Origin of the sequence: Bifidobacterium pseudolongum subsp. globosum (genome assembly GCF_000741295.1) — a bacterium.
In the GTDB taxonomy this organism is placed as follows: Bacteria; Actinomycetota; Actinomycetes; order Actinomycetales; family Bifidobacteriaceae; genus Bifidobacterium; species Bifidobacterium globosum.
The window spans coordinates 229,112-250,452 of the sequence record NZ_JGZG01000005.1; the positions used below are offsets into that span (position 1 = coordinate 229,112).

At 65.0% G+C, this 21,341-nt stretch carries 14 protein-coding genes, 2 pseudogenes and 2 riboswitches; of the genes and pseudogenes, 8 read left to right on the forward strand and 8 right to left on the reverse strand.

Translation table 11 applies throughout. From position 1 onward, the window contains the following. Window positions 1-69: 69 nt before the first annotated feature. Window positions 70-172: riboswitch (TPP riboswitch) on the forward strand. Then, a complete protein-coding gene (gene tenA, locus BPSG_RS03170) occupies window positions 166-903 on the forward strand; it encodes a thiaminase II (protein WP_026643327.1) in 738 nt (245 codons plus the stop codon). Its footprint overlaps the riboswitch before it by 7 nt. Window positions 904-985: 82 nt before the next feature. Here tenA and BPSG_RS03175 read toward each other — a convergent pair whose 3' ends face one another. The 5 genes and pseudogenes from BPSG_RS03175 to BPSG_RS03190 form a co-directional block, all read right to left on the reverse strand. Beyond that, window positions 986-1,291, reverse strand: a complete 306-nt coding sequence (locus tag BPSG_RS03175) for a YhbY family RNA-binding protein (RefSeq protein WP_026643326.1) — start codon at window positions 1,289-1,291, stop codon at window positions 986-988. An 89-nt stretch (window positions 1,292-1,380) separates the two neighbouring features. Beyond that, complete coding sequence (locus BPSG_RS03180) at window positions 1,381-2,211, reverse strand: aldo/keto reductase (protein WP_026643325.1); 831 nt, start codon at window positions 2,209-2,211, stop codon at window positions 1,381-1,383. A 350-nt stretch (window positions 2,212-2,561) separates the two neighbouring features. Beyond that, entirely contained in the window at window positions 2,562-4,139 is a 1,578-nt protein-coding gene (locus BPSG_RS03185; RefSeq protein WP_414133096.1) for a CbiQ family ECF transporter T component, read from the reverse strand. Between the two features lie 3 nt (window positions 4,140-4,142). After that, window positions 4,143-4,820, reverse strand: a pseudogene (locus BPSG_RS08935) (energy-coupling factor ABC transporter ATP-binding protein); the annotation flags it as partial. Beyond that, complete coding sequence (locus BPSG_RS03190) at window positions 4,817-5,416, reverse strand: ECF transporter S component (protein ID WP_033502089.1); 600 nt, start codon at window positions 5,414-5,416, stop codon at window positions 4,817-4,819. The gene BPSG_RS03190 and the pseudogene BPSG_RS08935, both read right to left, overlap by 4 nt. Before the next feature lie 7 nt (window positions 5,417-5,423). Next, window positions 5,424-5,572, reverse strand: a riboswitch (FMN riboswitch). Window positions 5,573-5,829: 257 nt separating this feature from the next. Here BPSG_RS03190 and ppgK point away from each other — a divergent pair. Further along, window positions 5,830-6,600, forward strand: coding sequence for a polyphosphate--glucose phosphotransferase (gene ppgK, locus BPSG_RS03195; protein WP_026643322.1), 771 nt, complete (start codon window positions 5,830-5,832; stop codon window positions 6,598-6,600). Between the two features lie 95 nt (window positions 6,601-6,695). Further along, window positions 6,696-7,856, forward strand: coding sequence for a pyridoxal phosphate-dependent aminotransferase (locus tag BPSG_RS03200; RefSeq protein WP_026643321.1), 1,161 nt, complete (start codon window positions 6,696-6,698; stop codon window positions 7,854-7,856). On the opposite strand, the gene BPSG_RS03205 is transcribed toward BPSG_RS03200, so the two are convergent. Both BPSG_RS03205 and BPSG_RS03210 read right to left on the reverse strand, forming a co-directional pair. Then, window positions 7,757-8,638, reverse strand: coding sequence for an ATP-binding cassette domain-containing protein (locus BPSG_RS03205; protein ID WP_051591955.1), 882 nt, complete (start codon window positions 8,636-8,638; stop codon window positions 7,757-7,759). The two genes, BPSG_RS03200 and BPSG_RS03205, sit on opposite strands and share 100 nt — an antisense overlap. A gap of 21 nt (window positions 8,639-8,659) precedes the next feature. Further along, a complete protein-coding gene (locus BPSG_RS03210; RefSeq protein WP_051591954.1) occupies window positions 8,660-10,753 on the reverse strand; it encodes a hypothetical protein in 2,094 nt (697 codons plus the stop codon). Window positions 10,754-10,858: 105 nt separating this feature from the next. On the opposite strand from BPSG_RS03210, the pseudogene BPSG_RS03215 reads away from it, so the two are divergent. From BPSG_RS03215 to BPSG_RS03235, 5 genes and pseudogenes are all read left to right on the forward strand, one after another. Then, a pseudogene (locus BPSG_RS03215) lies at window positions 10,859-11,490 on the forward strand (IS607 family transposase). After that, a complete protein-coding gene (locus tag BPSG_RS03220) occupies window positions 11,444-12,562 on the forward strand; it encodes an RNA-guided endonuclease InsQ/TnpB family protein (protein ID WP_026643318.1) in 1,119 nt (372 codons plus the stop codon). The pseudogene BPSG_RS03215 and the gene BPSG_RS03220 overlap by 47 nt, the downstream one beginning before the upstream one ends. A 195-nt stretch (window positions 12,563-12,757) precedes the next feature. After that, the gene (locus tag BPSG_RS03225; protein WP_152595139.1) at window positions 12,758-15,934 is read left to right on the forward strand and encodes a tetratricopeptide repeat protein; all 3,177 of its coding nucleotides are present in this window, start codon (window positions 12,758-12,760) and stop codon (window positions 15,932-15,934) included. A gap of 44 nt (window positions 15,935-15,978) precedes the next feature. Next, a complete protein-coding gene (gene ligA, locus BPSG_RS03230) occupies window positions 15,979-18,534 on the forward strand; it encodes an NAD-dependent DNA ligase LigA (protein ID WP_026643317.1) in 2,556 nt (851 codons plus the stop codon). A gap of 171 nt (window positions 18,535-18,705) precedes the next feature. Then, complete coding sequence (locus tag BPSG_RS03235) at window positions 18,706-20,067, forward strand: hypothetical protein (RefSeq protein ID WP_026643316.1); 1,362 nt, start codon at window positions 18,706-18,708, stop codon at window positions 20,065-20,067. Here BPSG_RS03235 and BPSG_RS03240 read toward each other — a convergent pair. Further along, window positions 20,028-21,179, reverse strand: coding sequence for an Mrp/NBP35 family ATP-binding protein (locus tag BPSG_RS03240; protein ID WP_051591950.1), 1,152 nt, complete (start codon window positions 21,177-21,179; stop codon window positions 20,028-20,030). The genes BPSG_RS03235 and BPSG_RS03240 overlap by 40 nt on opposite strands. Window positions 21,180-21,341: the final 162 nt, after the last annotated feature.

The window sequence follows — 21,341 nt, forward strand, 5'->3', positions numbered from 1 at the left end:
TGGTTCGTGGGCGGGAAGCGGCGTTGGCCGGGCGCCATGCCATACTGGCTTGTGGCGCCAACCGGCGCCCGCAGTACGCAGGGGGACTCGCACGCGAGTTGAGAGGGCCATTGGCCCGACCCTTTGAACCTGTTGGTTAAGACCAGCGTAGGGAGACGAACAACCATGGCATTCGAGCCACAAGAACCCATCACCCTGACCAATCTTCCACCATTCGCGCAGCGCATGCGCGACGCGGCGGACGTAGTGTGGGAGGAAGGCTATCGGCAGCCGTTCATCCGCGAACTGGGCGCGGGCACACTGCCCCGCGACACCTTCGCGTTCTATTTGATCCAGGACGAGCTCTACCTCAACGACTATGCGAAGGTGCATGCACTCGCCGTCACCAAAACCGACGACAACGAGGTCATGGCGTTCATGGCGCAGGTGCAGCATGCGATCTTCCATGTGGAAAAGACGCTGCACAACGAATACCTCGCCTCGTTCGGCATCACGGCACAGGATATGCGCGATGCGCGCCAATCCGCGTTCGCCCGGGCCTATACCGCGAACATGCTTGCCACCGCCTATGGCGAGGATCTGATCGACATCCTTGTGGCCGTGCTGCCGTGCGCATGGGTGTACGCCGACTATGGGCAGCGCCTCGCCCGCGAGTTCACCGGTACCTTGGACTCCAACCCGTACCGCAGCTGGATCGACACATACCGCACAGACGAATTCTGGCAGTCCTCCGTGTGGCTCATCGAACACATCGAATCCATCGCCGGCACGCTCGATGAACCGCGCAAGCGCAGGCTCGTCGAGCACTTCGTGCGTGGCGTGGAGTACGAATACATGTTCTGGGCGAGCGCCTACGACCATCAGATGAGCTGGCGCCCGGAGTGGAACGGGCTCGCCGGCTGAGCCACACACTTCTCGCCGTATGGGAAGAGGCCCCGGATGCGTTGTCGCATCAGGGGCCTCTTCCCATATGCTCTGTGTCGCTTTACTCGCGCACAAGGTGGATGTGCTCCACGTCGTCGCGCTTGGATCGGCGGTAGAGCACACAACGGTTGCCAATCACCTGCACGACCTCGGCGCCGAGGCGTTCGGCGAGCACGTCGGCCGCCTCGTGGGAGTCGAGCCCGGAGCCGTCCTGCACCTGCACCTTGATCAGTTCGCGCTTCTCGATCGTCTCGTCGGCCTGGTTGACCGCGGTCTCGCTCAAGTCGTTCTTGCCGATGTATACGAGCGGCTTAATCTGGTTCGCCGCGGCGCGCAGCTGCTTGATCTGCTTCTTCGTCAATGCCATGTGTTCGTTCCTTAAGTCCTGCATATGCACATGCGTGTTGCCGCTCCATCGTAACGGAACGGCACGATGGAGCGGCAACACGGCAACGGTCAGAAGTCGAAATTGTTCGGGTCGGCGCCGTTGCGTTTGCCGGTGTCGAGCGAGCTGATGAGCTGCATCTCCGATTCGTCGAGCTCGAAGTCGAACACGTGAATGTTCTGCATGATGCGGGTGCTGTGCACTGATTTCGGCAGCGGGATGACGTCGCGCTGCAGGTCCCAGCGCAGCACGACCTGTGCGGACGACTTGCCGTATTTCTCGCCGATGTCGAGCAGGCGCTGGTCGGTAAGCAGGTTGCCGCCGGTGCCGCCGAGCGGGCTCCATGCCTCGACGGCGATGTCCTTGCCATGGCAGAAGTCGATGAGGTCCTGATTGGGGAATGTGGGGGAGGACTCGACCTGGTCCACCGCGGGCAACACGTCGGTTTGCTCGAGCAGTTCGGTCAGGTGGTTGCGCTCGAAGTTGCTCACGCCAATCGCGCGCATGCGTCCTTGCGCATAGAGCTCCTGCATGGCGGCCCATGCCTCCTGCCAACCTTCGGCCGGCCAGTGGATCAGATACAGGTCCACATAGTCCAGCCCGAGCCGGTCGAGGCTCTCCTGGAACGCGTCCTTGGTGCGGCGCTTGCGAATGTCGTCGTTCCACAGTTTCGTGGTGACGAACAGGTCGGCACGGTCCACATCGCTTTCGGCGATGGCCTTGCCCACCGAAGCCTCGTTGCCGTATACGCTCGCCGTGTCGATATGGCGATACCCGTCCTCGAGGGCGGTGCGTACGGCGTCCACGGTCTGTGGGCCGTCCTCGACCTGGAACACGCCGAAGCCTATCTGCGGGATCATCACGTCGTTGTTGAGCGCGATGCAATGGTTCTCTTGTGCCATGATTCCTCGATTCATGCAGGGAAAGACGGCGAAGGCCGTCACTGCCCTCCATCGTAATCGAGCGCCGCCGCGTGCCGTGGGCGTCGTGCTCTGCGAGAACAAGCGCGGGGCGGTGGCGGAACAAAGAAATGTGCACCCGGCAGTTGGCCGGATGCACATTCAGTCACGACTCGGCGGTTCGCGCCCTGCCATGGTCGCGTCCTTGTGGGACCCATGCGAGAGCTTGGTACAAACCGTTGACGTTGAACCCGTCTTCTCTCAACGGACCGCCCGGTGATTGTGTCATCGCGCAATCCGATGGTCGCTATATATCAATATGTCGTATTGTGCCAATGTGGCGCCACTTCGGCTCATATTGTGAACACTGCGCTGAGTGCGAGCGCACATAGCACAACGGCCACCCCTGCGAGGAACCACCAGTCGCGCGCATGCATGCGCAACGCATGCCAATGGGAACGCGGCTCGCCCTCCTGATAGCAACGGGCGTCGAGTGCGAGTGCGAGGTTGTCTGCGTGGCGGATCACCCCCGCGAAGATCGGCACGATGATCGCGCACATGGCACGCACCCGTTGGGTGGGCGAGCCTGTCTCGATCGATCCGCCGCGGGCCGCTTGCGCGTCGCGGATCGACACCGTTTCGTCGGCGATCGTCGGCAGGAACCGCAGGGCGAGCGACATGACAAGCGCGATCTCCTGCACGTGCAGGACCTTGCGGAACACCGACATCATCGATTCGAATGCGTCGGTGAGCGCGGTGGGCGTGGTGGTGAGCATGATGACCGCGCCGAGCACGATCACGAGCATGAAGCGGATGGTGTAGAGCGCGGCGACGGCGAGGCCCCCCGTCGTCAACGCCCAAGCGCCGATATGCAGCAGTGGTGTGCCGCTGCGCACTACGAGCATGTTGAACAGGCCCATGATCAACAGCACGACCGCGAACATGCGCGTCGAGCGCCACAGCACATGCACGCCGAGCCTGCTCGCGGCCGCGATCGCCAAGGTCGCCGCGCACCCCACTGCCAACTGCGTCCACGACGTCATGGTGAACGCGGAGAACATCAGTACGAGGAATCCGATGACCTTCGCGCGCGGGTCGAGCCGGGAGATGGCAGAATAGCGCGCATTCGACGGCGCAATGCGGGGTTCGGGCGCCTTCTGGCGCACCGTCGTGCGCTCGCCGAACACGAGCATCGCGTCGGCGAGCTGTTGCGCGGCGCGCATGTCGTGCGTGATGAGCAGAATCGTGACGCCTTGGCTGTGCAAGGTGCGCATGATGGCGTGCACACGCTCCACGGCCGCCTCGTCGAGCGACGCCGTTGGCTCGTCCATGACGAGCACACGCGGGCGGCAGGCGAGTACGCCAGCGATCGCGGCGAGCCGCTGCTGGCCCCCGCTGAGCGAGAACGGGTCCCTGTCGGCGAGGTCGGCGATGCCGACGAGGTCGAGCGCCTCCTGCACGCGCTCGCGCACGGCGGCCTCATCGAGCCCCTGGTTGTGTGGTCCATAGGCCACGTCCTCGCGCACGGTGGCGGCGAACAGCTGCCGTTCGGGGCGTTGCATGATCAGGCCAAGCGAGCGGCGCAACGCCTTGCGTTGGCGCCGTTTGGCATGGTGCCAACGCAAGGCCTCGACGCATATGGTGCCTTCGTCGGGGTCGATCAGTGCGCACAGCAGACGCGCGAACGTCGTTTTGCCCGACCCGTTGGGGCCGACGAGCGCCACAGTGGAACCGCGTTCGATGCCCACGGTCAGGTCGTCGATCACCGGCGCGCCGTCGGCGTAGGCGAACGAGACATGGTCGAACACGACCGCCGGGTCGTGCGCGGCGCGCCCCACGCGCGGCAGGTCGGGCAACGCGGCGCCGGGGCTGTGCACTTGGCTTGGTACGCCGTGCGCGTGCGCATACCGCGCGGTCACGTCGCGCACCACGCCGTGCTCGACGGCGAGGACACGGTCGGCGTGGGCCACTTCATCGGGGTGGTGCGTGACCATCACGATCGCGGTGCCGCGTTGGTGCACGCGTTCGATGATCGCGAGCACGTCGGCGCGCGCCTGCGGGTCGAGCATCGCCGTCGGTTCGTCGAGCACGAGCACGCGGCTGTCCATGGCGAGCATGCCGGCGATCGCGACACGCTGCTGTTGGCCGCCGCTCATGGCGGTGGGGTCGGCGTCGCGCAGGCCGTCCATGCCCACCGCGCTGAGCGCATTGTGCACACGGTCGCCGATCAGCGCCGGCGCCACGTTGAGGTTCTCCGGGCCGAACGCCACATCCGCGGCCACGGTCGTGGTCACAATCTGGTCTTCGGGGTTCTGGAATACGACGCCGATCGAGCGGCGCGCCTTGCGGTATGCGCCGGCGTCGGCGCCATGCGCGTCATCGAACACGGTGTGGCCCATCAGCCTCACCGTGCCGTGGTCGGGGGCGGCCAACCCGGCGATCAGGTGCGCGAGCGTGGATTTGCCCGCGCCGTTGGGGCCCACGAGCGCGATGCGCTCACCGGGCCCGACGCGCAAATACACGCCGTCGAGTACCCAGGTGGCGCCGTCGTCGTAGCTGAACCGCACGCCGTCGAGTTCGATCGGCGCGCCTGCGACTACATCGTCCGTCATCGGTTGAGCAGATTCGAGATCGGCTTGTAGATGAGGAAGGTGATGACGCCGTGCAGTATGAACTTGATCAGGTTGAACGGCAGCAGGATCGGCACGATCATCTTGGCCACCGCGGCCATCGACATGTGCGCATAGAGCGGCGTGATGAACAGGTTGCCGATGACCGCGGCCACGATCGCGCACAGCGCGCCCACCACGATGCCCGCGAGGGCGCCCTTGCGCGAGGTGTGGCGCCGGTAGATCAGCGCGGCTGGCACCGAAAGCGCCAACGCAACGCCGATCGCCATGATCGAGCCCCACGGATTGGTGAAGATGTGCGGCAGGAATCCGAGCACGCTCACGATCGCGGCCGCGGAGGGGCCGTACGCGAAGCCGGCCACAAGGCAGACAATGCCCGACGGGTCGTATTTGAGCCACGGGGCTGCCGGCATGAGCGGGAACTCAAGGAAGCTGACGGCCATCGCGAGCGCCACGAACAGCGCATACATGGCGATGCGCTTGGTGGACCAGCGGCCTTGGTCGCCGGCTCCGGTCGTGTGCGCGTCGTCTGGACGGCGGCCGCGAGTGGTGGATGAGGATATAGTGGACTTGCCCATAGGGGTTCTCCTGTTTCTTCCATCCGGACTATGACCGTTGGCTCTGGACTCCGACCAGATCCACCGCTGCATGCGGGTTGCGGGCTCCGCCTTGATCCGCCCTGGGGCGTATGGCGCTACCGCCAGTAAGGAATTGCACCTTCCCTGAAACTTAGCAGCACCATCTATACGCCATCCACACGATAAACGGACGTTTCGATGGTGGCCGTCTGTGGCAAACGACATCAATCCGGGGCTATCATGGAGTGTGCTACACGGCAGTACGAGTGGGAACAATCGTTTCCAGAAAAATGCGTCCATTATGTGAACACTCGCACTGAGGTGCAATATTTAACCATTGAACTAATATATGATGTGAATGACGGCTTGAAGACGTGCCGTTGTGACGCGCACAAACAACAGGAGAGGTTGCGATGATTGAGACCGCACAGGCATTCGGCGTAGACATCGGGGGATCCGGCATCAAGGCCGCCCCGGTCAATCTGGAGAAGGGCGAGTTCGCGCAGCCGCGCCTGAAGATCCTCACCCCGGAGCATTCCACCCCCAAGGCCGTGGGAGACATCGTGCGCCAGCAGCTCGAGCATTTCGAAGTGCCCGATGATGTGCCGGTCGGCATCGCGTTCCCTGCCCCGATCCACCCGGGCAAGAAGCTCGACTTCATGGCCAACCTTGACCAGTCGTGGATCGGCGTGGACGTGACCGAGGTCTTCTCCGAGGCGTGCGGACGCCCGGTGACCGTGGTGAACGACGCCGACGCCGCAGGCCTCGCCGAACAGCAGTTCGGTGCCGCCAAGGGCCAGGAGGGCCTTGTCATCGCCACCACGCTCGGCACCGGCATCGGCACTGCGCTCATCTACGACGGCGTGCTGATCCCGAACACCGAACTCGGCCACATCCAGCTGCCGAAGGGCAAGGGCGACGCCGAGAAGTACGCGGCCTCGTCGGTGCGTGAGAAGCTCGACATGGGCTACAAGAAGTGGGCCAAGCGCCTGACCAAGTACTACAGCCTCATGGAGCTCTACTTCAGCCCGGAGCTGTTCGTGGTCGGCGGCGGCGTGAGCCGTGTGTCCGAAAAGTTCCTGCCGTACATCGACATCAAGACCCCGATAGTGGCGGCCACACTGCACAATGAGGCGGGCATCATCGGCGCCGCCTATTACGCGAGCGTGCAGCGGCACGACTGATCGCGGCCGGCCGGATCGAAGCTGAAAGAACGAGGGGGCGTTGCGCGCATTGCCGCGCAACGCCCCCTCGCCATGCCTGGCGTACAATCACACCCATGCGTTTTTCCCACCGAGTCGACATCAGCGAACCCAATCCGATCGCCCTCGCGGAGCGTGCGATGCGCGCGCGTGGCGCCACACCCATCGCGCTCAATGATTCGAACCCCACCCACCATGGGTTGGCGCCCGACCTGCTGCCCGAACTGTATGCGGCGGAACCGCGCGGACAGCGGTATGCGCGCGAGGCGCTCGCCGCATATCTGGGCGGCGTGAGCGCGGCCGACCTCTATCTGCTCAGCTCGACGTCGCAGGCCTACGCGTGGCTCATGAAACTGCTGTGCGACGCAGGCGACGCCGTACTCGCGCCGAAGCCCGGCTATCCGCTCATCGAATCGATCGCGCGCCTCGAATGCGTGGAGCCGCAGTTCTACCAGCTGCGGTTCGACGGATCATGGACGATCGACACCGCGCAGATCGAGCAGTTGCTGCGTGACGACACCGGTCACCGCATCCGCGCGCTCATTGTGATCAACCCGAACAACCCCACCGGTTCGTACGTCAAGCCAGGCGAACGCGAACAGCTCGTCACCTTGTGCCGTGCGTACGACGTGGCGATCATCGCCGACGAGGTCTTCTTCGACTACGCCCTCGAACCGTTCGAGGGCAACCGCAGGTTCTCCGGCGAACGCGGCGTGCTGACTTTCGCACTCGACGGCTTCTCCAAGACTCTGGCCGCACCGCACGCCAAAGTCGGGTGGATTCGCGTGTCCGGCCCCGGTGACGATGTGCGCGAGGCCACGCGGCGGCTCGACGTGATCGCCGACGACTTCCTGCCGATGAGCGAACTTGTGGCACGCGCTGTGCCGCCGATGCTCGCCACGGCGCCCGACCAACTGCAGCGGGTGCGCGCACGCACGCAGGGCAATCTGCGCCGCCTGCATGAACTCCTGCGCGCCGACACGCTCGGCGTGGTCGATGTGCTGCGCGCCGAAGGCGGCTGGAACGTGCTGCTGCGGTTCCCGAGCGTGATTGATGAGAACGAGCTCGTGCTGTCGTTGATGGAGCATGCCGGCGCGAGTGGGCAGCCCGGGTATTTCTTCGACATGCCGTCGAACGGCTACCTCGCGCTCTCGCTGCTCGCCGAACCGGAGCGGTTCGCGTCGAATGTACGGCTTGTGCTCGGCGCGGTGGCACGTGCGCTCGACGTGAGCGACTGATATTTGCTGCGGATGAGCTGCGTGTAGAACGAGGCGGCACGTTGCGGTTCGCCGTCGAACACGAGATGCGTCTCGTCCATGACGATCGTACGGGTGATGCCATACGGTTCGTGCGTGGTCAACCCCACGTCGTGCGTCGAGAAGATGACCGGTGTGCCGCAGCTGAGCAGTCGGCGCGCCACATGCGCAGAACTGATCTCATCCAAGCCCTGCGTGGGCTCGTCGGCCACAAGGAGTGCGGGGGATGTGGCGCTCGCCACAGCCATCGCGAGCAGGTGCAGGCGTTCGCCATCCAGTTCCTCGTACGGCACATGCCTGACCTCAAGCAGGTCGAAGCGTTCGAGCAGTGCGCCCACGCGTGCGATGCGCTCATCGAGCGACACGCCATGGCGTTTGAGGTATTCGAGCAGCGCGGCCTCCACACTTGAGGCACGCCGGAAATGCGATTCGACATGCGCAAGGTCCACAAGCCCCACGGCCGCCTCGATCCTGCGGCGGCCCGCACGGTGCGTGGGTTCGCGGTCCGTGCCGTCCAGATCGAAGGTGATCGATCCGCCTGTGGGAATGGCCGCGGCGCCCAACAGCCTGACGAGGGTGCTTTTGCCGGCGCCGTTGAGTCCGATGATGGCCACATTGCCTTCACCGGGGGCGAATGTGCAGCTCGTGGGTGCCAGTCCCACGGTGCCGTCCGCGTAATGGTATGACGCATCGGCGAGCGTGATGCCCACATGGCTGGGCGCGTGGGGCGTATCGCGATGCAGCAGGGTCGAAAGGAAGTTCATAAGTGCCCATTGTAGGCATGCCTACGGCAGCAGCGTGAACCACGAGCGCACTGCATGGTAGAGCCCCGGCTCGTTGACCACAAGCATGTCGTCGCGCCCCACCACAAAGCACGAGAGCGCCCACACCACCACGGCATAGGCCACCACGAGCGCCACGATCGCGCGCACCCACCGCCTGCCCTGCATGGCTCGTGCCGCCACCGGCAGCGCGCACAGCATGAACAACCACCCAAAATCGGCCATGTAGCGCCATCCGAATCCACCCACAATGGAATCGAACACCAGCAGCACAACAGCCAAGGCGAGCATCGTGACCAACGTGGGCCACAATGCTCCCAGACGCCGCCGCAGGAACGGCACCGCGAACGCAAGCGCGGCGAGCGGCATGAGCACGCACAGGCCGCCGATGGACGGTTCGGTGAACGACCATGCGGGCAACGGGGTGGGGGATATCTCGAGGAAGGGGAACGTGCCGGTCGGGCGCAACGGCAGGAACAGGTAGTACAGGATGGTGCCCGGTACATTGCGCCATGGCGTGCGGAAGCTCGTCATGTCGGCCACGGTGATCTGGTAGGCGTTGCCGAAATCGAACAGCGAGCCGAACCGCAACTGGTTGTATGCCAGGACCGGAACCACCACCACGGCGGCCGGTACGAGCATCCACGCGCACCAAGCCCCCAATCCGCGCCAGTCACGGGCATGGAACCATACGTACAGATGACGCCAGAACAACGGGAACGCCAGCACCGCGGTGAGCGCGAATGTGGGCCGGCACCCCAGCGTGGCGGCGATGCATGCGGCGCCCGCAGCCACGTGCGGCCACGAGAGCGTGCCGTCGCTGCGTTCGGCACCCAGCCACAACCACAATCCCCATGCCGCCAGCAGCAGCGAGGCCGCGAATGGAATCGAATAGAAATTGGTGCGGAACCACAGGTACGGTGCGGTTGCGCCGATCAGATACGCCACACAGGCAAGCACCACAGTGGCGAGCGGCACGGCGCCGACGATGTGCTTGAGCACGCGAATCACCAACAGGCACGAACACACCGCCATGCCGAACATGAGCAGCAGTTCGGCGCAGCGTGCGGGCAGCATCATGCCGCCGGGCACGAACCACGACGAAACCACACGGAACGGCGCGAACAGCAGCAGCGACGGCAGCACACCGAAATACGAGTACCAGTGGCCGTCGCGGAACGCGTAATCCCAGTAGACCGGCGAGACGCCCTTGTCGAACAAACGGTCGCGTTGGGCCACGTCGTACGGGTTAGCTGCCTGTGCCAACTCCTGCGGCACCGGCAGGTCGAGCCACAGCCGGCCATGCAACAGCGCATCGGCGACATGCCCATACTGGTCAAAGTCGTAGGTGTAGCCGCCGTCGGTATGGAACCGCAACGGCGCGGCAAACCGGATGCCCCACACCACATGCCAGACCGTATAGAAGGCCAAGGGGGCGAGCGCAAGCGCGAAGAGCCACCGCTGCCGCTTGCTCGCCGTGTCCAGCCGGGTGCGCCACAGCCATGAGCCGGGCAGGAACGCTATCACCACAAGCGCCACGGCGACCATCGTGCCCACGCGCGCCCAATCGAATTCGAACGGCACGCGCACGTTGGCGCGCACGTTCTCAATCGGTACGAGCGCACCCCGGGTCTCTTCGACCCAGATTGTGGTCGTGCCCGTCGCGTCGTCGCGGATATACAGCGAGCGTGGAGCGTATGGGCTCACTGATTGTTCGGGACCGCTCACGCCATGCGCCTCGAGGCGCATGTGTACGGTCGTGACGACGTCATCGGACCACGGCCCGGCGAGCGCCGCGTCGATCCCCCGCATAGGCGTCGGGTCCACGCGCCAATACTCCGACGAGCCGTCCGATTGCGTGCGCAGCCACGCCGTGGTCGGGTCGGTCACCTTGAGCATCCCCTCGGCGGTGCGCTGCAGTCCAGGGCCGAGCTCATTATGCGCGGAGACAGAATCGCCGCTCGCGCCGATCGACAGCACGTAGGGCAGGTTGAACCACGCACATTCCACGAACACGACGAGGCATACGGCGATGAGTACGCGGCGCGTCAGGCGGAGCAGACGCGCGCGGCGGGGCAGCGGTGAAGTCACGTGCATTATTCTATCGGCACCATCGGCATGGAGCTTTTTTGTGGCTAACTGATACATGCTTGTTAGTGCTCATTCATATGTGAATGTGGTATCGCGTTTGGTATGGATTCCATGCGCACATACACGTTAGGCGAGTTTGCCCGTCTCACGGGAAAGCCACCAGCACCCTGCAACGCTGGGACCGGACGGGCGTGCTCGCCGCGCATAGAACGGTAACGAACCGACGCTACTACACACACGACCAATACCTATCCGTCATGGGATTGCCGCCCGAACCTGAAACGACAAGAGGCAAACGAACCGTCATCTACACGCGCGTGTCTTCCCGGGGTCGGCGCGGCGATCTGGACAATCAGGAACGGTTCCTGCGCCAATGGGCGAACGCGCGCGGTCTTATCGTGGATGAGGTGTGGTCCGACATTGGTTCGGGCATGAACTTCAAACGCAAGAACTTCAACCGCATCATGTACTCCGATGACCTCGAACATGTCATCATCGCCCACAAGGACCGGCTCACCCGGTTCGGCTACGACTGGTTCGAGCATTACCTGAACCGTCGCGGCGTGACCGTCACGGTCGTCAACAACGAACAATTGTCCCCGCAGGAAGAACTGGTGCAGGATCTGGTGAGCATCATCCACGTGTTCTCCGGTCGCATCCACGGTCTGCGACGTTACGCGAAGGATGTGAGGGAGGATGAAAGCCTACCGTACGGAACTCGACCCGACCCGAGCGCAGGCTAGCCTCATACGACAGTACTGCGGCGTGGCCCGGTTCGCGTACAACTGGTATCTCGACTGCGCCCAAGCGTATTACAGGGAGAATGGACTGTTTCTGACGGGGTATTCGTTCTCCAAGGCGTTGAACAACTCCACTCGGCCCGACTGGTTCACCGCCGCGCCCAGCAAAGCCGTCAAACATGCCATCATGAACGCCGAGAAAGCGTTCAGACGGTTCTTCAACCATCAGGGCGGCTATCCGAGGTACAAGCGGCGGGGCAACCGGGATTCGTATTACGTGATCGGTTCCATCCATGTGCAGCGTCATCGCATTCGTCTGCCTAAGCTTGGCTGGGTGCGACTCAAGGAAAAAGGCTATATCCCCACGGGGCGGACACCGAAAAGCGCGACCGTGGGCATTGTGAACGGCCGCTGCTACGTCAGCTGCCTGTACGACATGGACAACCCACTGCCCGCGCCTGCTACCGGAGAACCGTTGGGCATGGACGTGGGATTGAAGAACCTCGCGATCCTGTCGGACGGCACCGTGTTCGACAACGCCGACACGAGCGGACGCATACGCAAACTGGAACGGCGCAAACGGCGCCTCGAACGCTCACTCGCACGCTCACGGCGCGCGAACCAAGGCAAGGACAAGGAGCACGGATGGCATAATTACCGTAAGATTCTGTTGCGCAAACGTTGCGTCGAACAACGGTTGGCGAACATCAGAACCGAACGCATGCGTCGGGTGTGCGACGAGTTGGCGAGGCGACAGCCAAGCTCGCTGACCATCGAACACCTGAACGTGAAAGGCATGATGAAGAACCGTCACCTCGCGCCCGCCCTGCACAAGCAGGCTCTGGCGACGTTCCTTGAGCTGGTCGAACACACCTGCCACAGGCACAACATCGAACTGCGACAAGTGGACCGCTGGTATCCGTCCAGCCGGCTCTGCCACGAATGCGGATGGAAGAACACTGGTCTGACGTTGAACATGCGCGTATGGAGATGCCCCATGTGTGGCTCACGTCATGACAGGGACGTCAACGCCGCGCTGAATCTGCGCGACGCGACCGAATATCAACTCATATAACCCAATCTACCGATGGTTAGTCGGGAAGTAACGCCTGCGGACTGTCACACCCACGCCAGTAGCGGACGGATGAAACAAGCCGGAACGCGAACGCGGACAGGATGAAACAGGAAATCCATCAAGAAAGGATTCATGTGTCGTGTCTGCACACACACAAATACAACACATGTAACAGCGCGTTGTACATTAGAGAGCATGGTTCACACGTCTGATCGCTCCCCGCACACCCCACACGCGCACCCCCGCGGCGTCACCCCGTCGGCGCGGCAGTGGCTTGCGCACGGTTGGGCCGGGTCGGGCGTGGGGGAGCCGGTTGTGCTCGCCCCGTGGACGCGCCACCACGCGTTCACCGGATTCCCGGACGTGCCCGGGCCGATCCGCCCCGGCTGGGTGCAGCTGCCCGGCGCGCGCGTCTTCGCCATCGGATTCTTCCTGTCATCACGCCGGTTCATGCAGATCGCGCTCGCCGACGACCGCGGGCGCGTCTATGCGACCGATGAGCCGAACCCGGACCTGCACGGGCGCGAACCGGAGTTCTTCCTGTTCAAGGAAGGCGAATGGACGATTCCCGACGGCCCGCGCGTGGGGCACACCGCCGCAACGGGCGGGCGCACGATCCGTGTGGGCCACGGCGGCGTGGTGTGCGCCGAAGCGAACGGGGTCAACCGGTGGCTCGCCTCGTGGATCGAGGCAGGCCGCCGCTACACGCTCGAACAATTGCGCGTGACCCTGCCCGACGAACTGCGTGTGGGGCTCGAATACCGCGACGCGGTGACGGTCGCGTTCTTCGCGGCCTATCTGCTGCCCAAGATGCGCGGACTGCTGCTCGGCTTCGGGTCGGGCAACATCTTCCGCAGGCTCGAACAGCAGGCGCCGTTGAGCGCAATCCGCGACAGCGCGCGCGACGCCGCCGAAGCGCGCGCCCACGGCCTGCGCACATCCGGGCTTGAGGACCACGCCGTCATGCTCATGCGCGAAATAGGCGCATTGGGCGACCTGCCCGCCTTGCAACCGGACCACGGCGCCGAGCCGATGCACCTGATCACCTCCGAGCTCTCCGGCAACTACTTCCTGACATGGGACACATCGCTGCCATTCGATGCGGCCCTCACCTCGATGCGCATCGAAGGCAACCTCAACCGCTTCGCCCAAGTCAGCTCGTGGCTCGAAACCAACGCGAGCCACGGCATCGAACCCACCGAAGACACCGTCTCGCAAGCCCAGGCCGCCCTCATCGACCAGGCCCTGTTGACCAATCCGGCGCTCAGCGCGTTCCCGCGCACCGAACCAATCGACGTGCTGCACAGGCCGGCGTTCGGCGAAGTCAACCGTCTCGTCGCCATCGCCGCGGACACGGCACAGCGCATTGCACGGGCCAACCCGGCGCCGCAGGCGGACCAGCCGCACGGCGAATGGGTGTTGCGCCAGACGCTTGCCTCACTGCTGCGCCGCCTGCGCCTGCCCTACCGGTTCGACACCGACTTCCGCGACGACCTCGAAGCCGGCAGGCTGGCCATCGCCTTCACCGCGGCCGGTCCCGCGCTCATGCCGGCGAGCGAATACATCGCGGCCACCCACGACTGGATCGATCTCGATGACGCCGCACGGGCGCAGCTCAGCGCACGCTACAACCTGCGCGTGGGATTGATGCTGGCGGCGCTCGCGTTTGGCGCGAGCCCGCGCATCCGTGAAGTGAGCGTCATCATCGATTCGATTGGGCTCGAAGAGGCGATCAAGGAGCAGGACAGCGCGATCAAGGCGATGATGAGCGACGCGTTGAGCACCTTTGAACAATGGCATGACCGCCCGCTCGACTTCGCCGGCGGCAAGGCGAGCCCCAAAGACGGCGACCAGCACGGCAACCCGATGGCGATCGGCACGGCGAACGGGCCTGAACCGCAAGGTGCGCCGGCCGACGACGAATTCGAACAGCTGATGCGCGGCGGCGGTATCGACGAAGTGACGTTCGCGTTCGACGAGCGCGACGGCCAGGACGGCGGGCAGGGCGGCCATGCCGCCGGCACTGCGATCGACGAGCAGCTCGAACGGCTGCGCACCGGCCCGACCCTCACCACGCTGGCCACCGTCACGTTCACGCGTGAGGCGTTCCTGCGGCGGCTGCGCAACGACGGGTTGGAGCACCCGGACGAGACCTTCGCCATGTTCCATGCGGCCATGACAATCGACGCCGAGCACGGGCTCGCGCCGACGCCCACCGACCTGACGATTCACGACGCGCGGTTCGAACCGCGCAACGCCCAGATGGCGCCGGAATCGCAGGACCATGCGCTCACACCGGCCGAAGCGCGCGCCATGGGCGCCACCGACACCTTCGGGCTGGCGATCCAACGTGACGACCTGCTCGCATACGCGGTCGCGCGCTTCCACGAACTGGCCGCCGATGACGCGATGCCGTCGGTGGACAAGGCACAGCAGGCGATGCGGCTCATCGACCGCATCGGTGACCCGGAACTGACCGATGCGGCGCCCGAGATCACCGCGGCGCTGATCGACGGACGCGACACCCCAGACCCGGTGTTCGAAGCCGTCGCCCGGCTCGACGACGCACGCGTCAAGGCGCGTGACCTGTTGTTCTCCGGGCAGGTGGACCAGGCCGTCGAGCACATCGAATCCGTGGTGGCGGCGCTCGACGAGCAGTTCGCTGCGGGTGACGGAGTGCCGCGCTACTTCAACTCGTATGCCGACCGGGTGATCTACAACCACTTGTTCGCGATCCGTGACGAACGCACGGTGCTCATTCCCGACAACCTCTTCTACGCGCACATGGAACTCGCCGACGCGCTCGCGCAGCTCAAAGGGGCCAAGGAGGCGCTGCCCCACCTGAACCGGCTTGTGGCATACGCGCCGTCATACGCGCTTTCGCACCTCAAGCTCGCCGTACAGCTCGCCCGCGAGGAGGATTGGGATTCAGTGCGCGCCGCGTGCCTGAACGCATTGCGCGTCTCAATCGACCGCGCGGACGCGGGCTACGCATACTACCGCCTTGCCCAGGCCGCATGGATGCGCGACGAGTTCGCCGTGGCCGTGGCCGCTTACATGATGAGCGACGCGGTCGCGCCCAACCAGGTGCCTTCGCTCGGCGAGGAACTCAGCGAAGTGCGCGGGCGCGCCACATCGCAGAACATTCCCATCCCCACTGCCATGGCGCAGGCGCAGCGCACGCTCGCCGAGCACGACATTCCCGTATGGCCGGGCACTGAAGTCGCGCCGATCATGCTGCGCGCGGCGCGTGTGGGGGTGGATCGGGGCATGTTCGTGCCCGCACGCACGCTCGCGGTGGCGGCGGCGCGCATGGGCGAACAGGGCATTGACGCGGTGCAGCTGCAATTCCTGCGCTCGCTCAATGCATAATGGGAGTGGCCGGACCTCGGCGCACACAGACGAAAGGTGAAGACATGAGCGAGCGCGACCATGCCGTTGACACACGCGCGGGCATCGGCTCCGACGCGTGGATCGACGCGCTGCGGTACAACGACAACGACGCGATGGACCTTGACGATCTCGACGTGCAACGGCTGACCGCCGAGCAGGCGGCACGCCTGTGGGCGCGGCTCGCCGCATGGGTCGAGACCGACCAGATGGCGTATTACGTGGACGACGCCCCGGTATCGTCCGATGCGGCGTACGACGCGCGCCTGCGCTGCCTGCAGCGGCTGGAATCCGCGTTCCCGCAGCTCGACACACCACAGTCGCCGACGCACCGTGTGGGCGGCACGTTCTCGAACGAGTTCGCGTCGGTGCGGCACCCGTCGCGCATGATGAGCCTCGACGACGTGTTCTCATACGACGAGCTGCGCGCATGGTACAACAGCGTGTTGCGCGATCTGGATTGGCCGGAGGGCAAGCCGCTGCCGATGACGTGCGAGATCAAGATCGATGGCTTGGCGCTCAACCTCATCTACCGCAACGGCGTGCTCGTGCAGGGCCTGACGCGCGGCGACGGCGTGACGGGCGAGGACATCACGATGAACGTGCGCACGTTCCAGTCGATTCCCGCCACGCTGCACGGACCGGAAGGCGACATTCCCGAACTCGTGGAGATCCGCGGCGAGGTGTTCATGCGCTGGGACGACTTCAGGGCGCTCAACGCGCGCAACGAGGACGAAGGCAAACCGCCGTTCGCCAACCCGCGCAACGCGGCCGCCGGATCGTTGCGCCAGAAGGACCCGCGCATCACCGCGAGCCGGCACCTGAGCTTCTACGCGCACGGCATCGGCGAATTGCAGTGGGGCGAAGGCAGGCCGGTGGACGTGGCCGACGAGGTGCACGACCAATCGGAGGCGTATGCGCTCTATGAACGGTGGGGCATCCCCGTCTCGCCGCATACGCGCGAGGTGACGAACTTCGACGAGATCATCGAGATGATCGAGTATTACGAGCAGCACCGCTACGACATCGAGCACGCCCTCGACGGCATTGTGGTGAAGGTGGACGATCTGGCGTTGCAGCGCCGTCTGGGCGCCACATCGCGCGCGCCACGGTGGGCGATCGCCTACAAATATCCGCCGGAGGAGGTGAACACCGAACTGCTCAACATCATCGTGCAGGTGGGCCGCACCGGCCGTGTGACGCCTGTGGCGATCCTGAAACCGGTGTATGTGGCCGGTTCGACCGTCTCGCGCACCACATTGCACAACGCCTACGAGGTCAAGCGCAAAGGCATCCTCATCGGTGACACGGTGGTGGTGCGCAAGGCCGGCGATGTGATCCCGGAGCTCGTGGGGCCGGTGACGGCGCGGCGCAAGGGGCGCGAAGCCGAACTGCGTGAGTTCGTGATGCCCACGCATTGCCCGTCGTGCGGCACACTGCTGCGCCCGATGAAGGAGGGCGACAAGGACCTGCGCTGCCCGAACGCCGAATCCTGCCCGGCGCAGCTCACCGAACGCATCATCAACCTCGCCTCACGCAAGGCGTTCGACATCGAGCATCTGGGGGAGGCGAGCGCGGTGGCGCTCACGAACCCGGAAGAGGACCGGCCGGATTCCGTCGAGGCATACGCCCCCGGCATCCGTGAACTCGTTGTGGCGCCCGGCGACGAGCCGGAGCCGTATGTGGCGCCCGAAGGGCTGGGGCTTCCTGAACCGCAGCAGCCGGTGCTGTCGAGCGAAGCGGGTGTGTTCGCGCTGACGGCGCACGACCTCAAAGACGTGCAGGTGTGGCGCGAGGCGCCGATCATCGAGGTGCGCGAGCATGTGGACGAGGAGGGCAAGACGCATAGGACACGCCGGCGCATCGGCGGGTCGGGCCTGTGGCATCAGGTGCCGGCGTTCTGGACGAACCCGGTCAAACAGGGCAAGGACAAGCCGGTGCCGAGCGACGCCGTGGTCGTGGGCATGCAGGAGCGCAATGGGCGCGCCGTCTATGTGGGACCGGCGGAGAACACACGCAAGATGCTCGCCGAAATCGACAAGGCGAAGCACACCGACCTCGACCGTGTACTCGTGGCGTTGTCGATCCGCCGGCTGGGGCCACCCACAGCGCGCCTGATCGCCCAACGGTTCGGTACGCTCGACGCCGTGGCGCACGCGAGCGTCGAGGACCTCACGCAGATCAGCGGCATCGGCGTCGAGATCGCCGAATCGGTCGTCGACTGGTTCACCAAGGCGCGTGAGCCCGGGGACTTCCGCGGTCGTGTGCTTGAGGCGTGGCGTCAGGCGGGCGTGCGCATGGAAGCCGAGCACAGCGACCTGCCGCAGACGCTCGCCGGCACCACGGTCGTGGTGACCGGGTCATTGGAAGGGTATTCGCGTGATTCCGCCAAAGAGGCGATCGTGGAGCGCGGCGGCAAGGCATCGGGCACGGTGAGCGGCAAGACCGACTGGGTCGTCGTGGGCGCCAATCCGGGGTCCAAGGCCGCGAAGGCGGAGGCGCTCGGCGTGCCGATGATCGACGAACGCCAGTTCAACGAACTGCTGGAGACCGGCACGGTGCAAGGCGTGGCCAAGGACTGAGCACAAGCCGGACACACTGCCGTCCGCCTGCGGTGTGGAACAATGTGGATAGCGGCGTGTCATCCACTTATCCACATTGTTCGCTCCAACGATTGCCCACCTGCGCGTGGTGTGCCAAGCTGCTCACGGGGCGCCACCCGGCGTGCCCGGCCCGCAGTGGAAAGGAACACCATGCCCAGCGCATTCGCCACACACCCACCCATCCTGTTCAACACCCACGGTTTTCTGCGTGACGTGCGCGCAGTGCAATGCCGGTTCGAGACGCTCGTCAGCGAACATCACCATACGCCGTTCACCCTGACCGACGATTTTGGCTACACCGACGCCGAGCTGACGCCGCTCGCCGAACGCCTGTTCGGTGGCACGGCATGGCCCGACACACTGCACTTGGCGATTGTGACCGGCGAGCCGGCGATCGTGGAGCAATGCCGCGGATTCCTCGATGCCATCGTCAGTGAGACCGAGGACCGCGGCTGGCAATGCTGGCTCATGCGCATCGTCGTCGACGGCATCATGGCCATGTGCGCGAACCGCACACTCGACGGCCTACCGATGGCGTTGCGTGTGCGCCGCAGGAAGGCGTTGCGCAAAACGCTGCGCTCCCGCCGTCCCTACCGGTCGAACGACGGGCGCAAATGTTATGAGGACCATATGGCCTACGCCCGGCAGAACCAATGGCTGTGCGCCACGACACTGCTGCGCTGGGGCACGCCGGGGCAGACGACGGTGCGTGCCGCCCGCCAGTTCATGATGTGCCACGAAAGCGCGCTGATGCTCATCGACGACGGCGAATGCTTCACGCACGGCGAGACTGTGTGCATTGATGGCGCCGACGCATGTCCCGGCCCGGCGGCACCAGGCACATCGCCGATCGACGACTACCTGCAGCGTCTGCGCAGCCAGGCCGACGCCGCATACCGCGCGTCGACGCGCCGCCAGCAGATCGCGCAGGAACTCCACACCAGCCGTGGCATGCAACCGTCCGACTCCGATGTACGGTACGTGTACGACGCCGAACGGCTCATCGACGCCTACCAGCGTCTGCAGTACGACGACATGCCCACCCACACGGAGCTCCTGACGCAGGTGCTGCTGTACGACGAGCCGACGGGCATGGACCTGTGGGAGAACCCGGTGTATCTGTTCGACATGGCCTGTTCGCTGCTCGGTTGCACGGAGGGCTTCCGTGCCGCACGGTTCTTCGAAACGCACTGCCAAAACCAACACGCCGTCAGCCTCGACCTGCTGGAAGACCATGTGCGCGTGGTGCGCGACGAAGGATTGGCCCAGCTGCCGCTGCGGATCGTCGGCGAGACGCAGGAACTGTACTCCCAAGTGGACGAGGTGAGTCCCTCGTACCGCACGTCGCTGCACCACTACCACCGGCGCAACCGCGCCGACGCGTTCTCCATCATCCTCGACCGGCTCCCGGCCCGCAATCCAGCGCGGGTGCGCGATATCGCCCTATGCTTCGCGGATGAACGATACGACGACTATGCGCGCATGGTCGAACCGTTCGTGGCGGCCGCCTGACCACGGCGCATGAGCGTGCGCGCCAGATCGGCGAAGGTGCGGCCGAACGCGTCGTCACGCAGCGAACCATCGGCGTTGAGCACGGCGGGGCGGCCGCCCTCGCCGGTCTCGCGCACCTCCGGGTCGAGCGGCAATTGCGCCAGCAGCGGCACATCGTAACCGAGCGCGCGGGTCAACTGCGCGCTCACGCGCTCACCGCCGCCCACGCCGAACAATGCGAGGCGCTCGCCGGCGTGGTCGAAATAGCTCATGTTCTCAACCACCCCGCGCACATGCATCGGCACCTGCAGGGCGACGAGCCCGGACCGCACGGCGATGTCGGAAGCGGACGGCTGCGGGGTCGTGACGACGACGAGTTCGGCGTTCGGCAGCGCCTGCGCCACCGAAATCGCCATATCGCCGGTGCCGGGGGCTAGATCGAGGATCAGCACATCCGGCTCGCCCCACCACACGTCGGCGAGGAACTGCTCGAGCGAGCGCTGCAGACGGGGCCCGCGCCACAGGATCGCGCGGTCGGAGCCAGCGAACATGCCGATCGACATGAGCTTGACCCCCCACGCGGTGACCGGCATGAGTATGCCGTTGAGATTCGTCGGCTGGCTGTGTGTGCCGAACAGGCGCGGCAGTGAGAAGCCGTAGATGTCGGCGTCGATCGCGGCCGTGTCGTAACCGAGCGCGGCGAATGTGGCGGCAAGATTCGCGCTGATCGACGATTTGCCCACGCCACCCTTGCCGGAGGCGACCGCGAAAATGCGCGTCTTCGTGCCGGGTTTGTTGAACGGGTTTTCACGGCGCTGCGCCTTGAGATCGGAGACGAGCGCCTGCAACTTGCCTTCGTCCATTGAGCCGACGGTGATGTGCGCGGTCAGGTCGGTGTCGGGGTAGGAGGCGACCGCTTCTTCGATCTGCGCGCTGATCTGCGCGGACAGCGGACAACCGGGCACGGTGAGCTCCACATCGACCATCACATCGTAGGCGCCTGGACCGGACTGCTGCGCCCGCACGCCGGCGATCATGCCCAGATCGGTGACCGAGCGGCCCAGCTCCGGGTCGATGACATGGCCCAGACGGTCCATCACCGCGGTTTCAATGAGTGCTGTCCGGTCGTCCATGCCATGCCTTTCTGTGTGGTCGAAGCGGTGCCCCGCGGGGAACAACAGCCCACTGTATTGCATAAACGCATGACGCGCCAGATGGGCGCGGTTGCGCGGATTGCGAGTTCGCATCAGGCGAAGCGGATGCGCGTACACTTGCCAAAGTAATGGCGCGTGCGT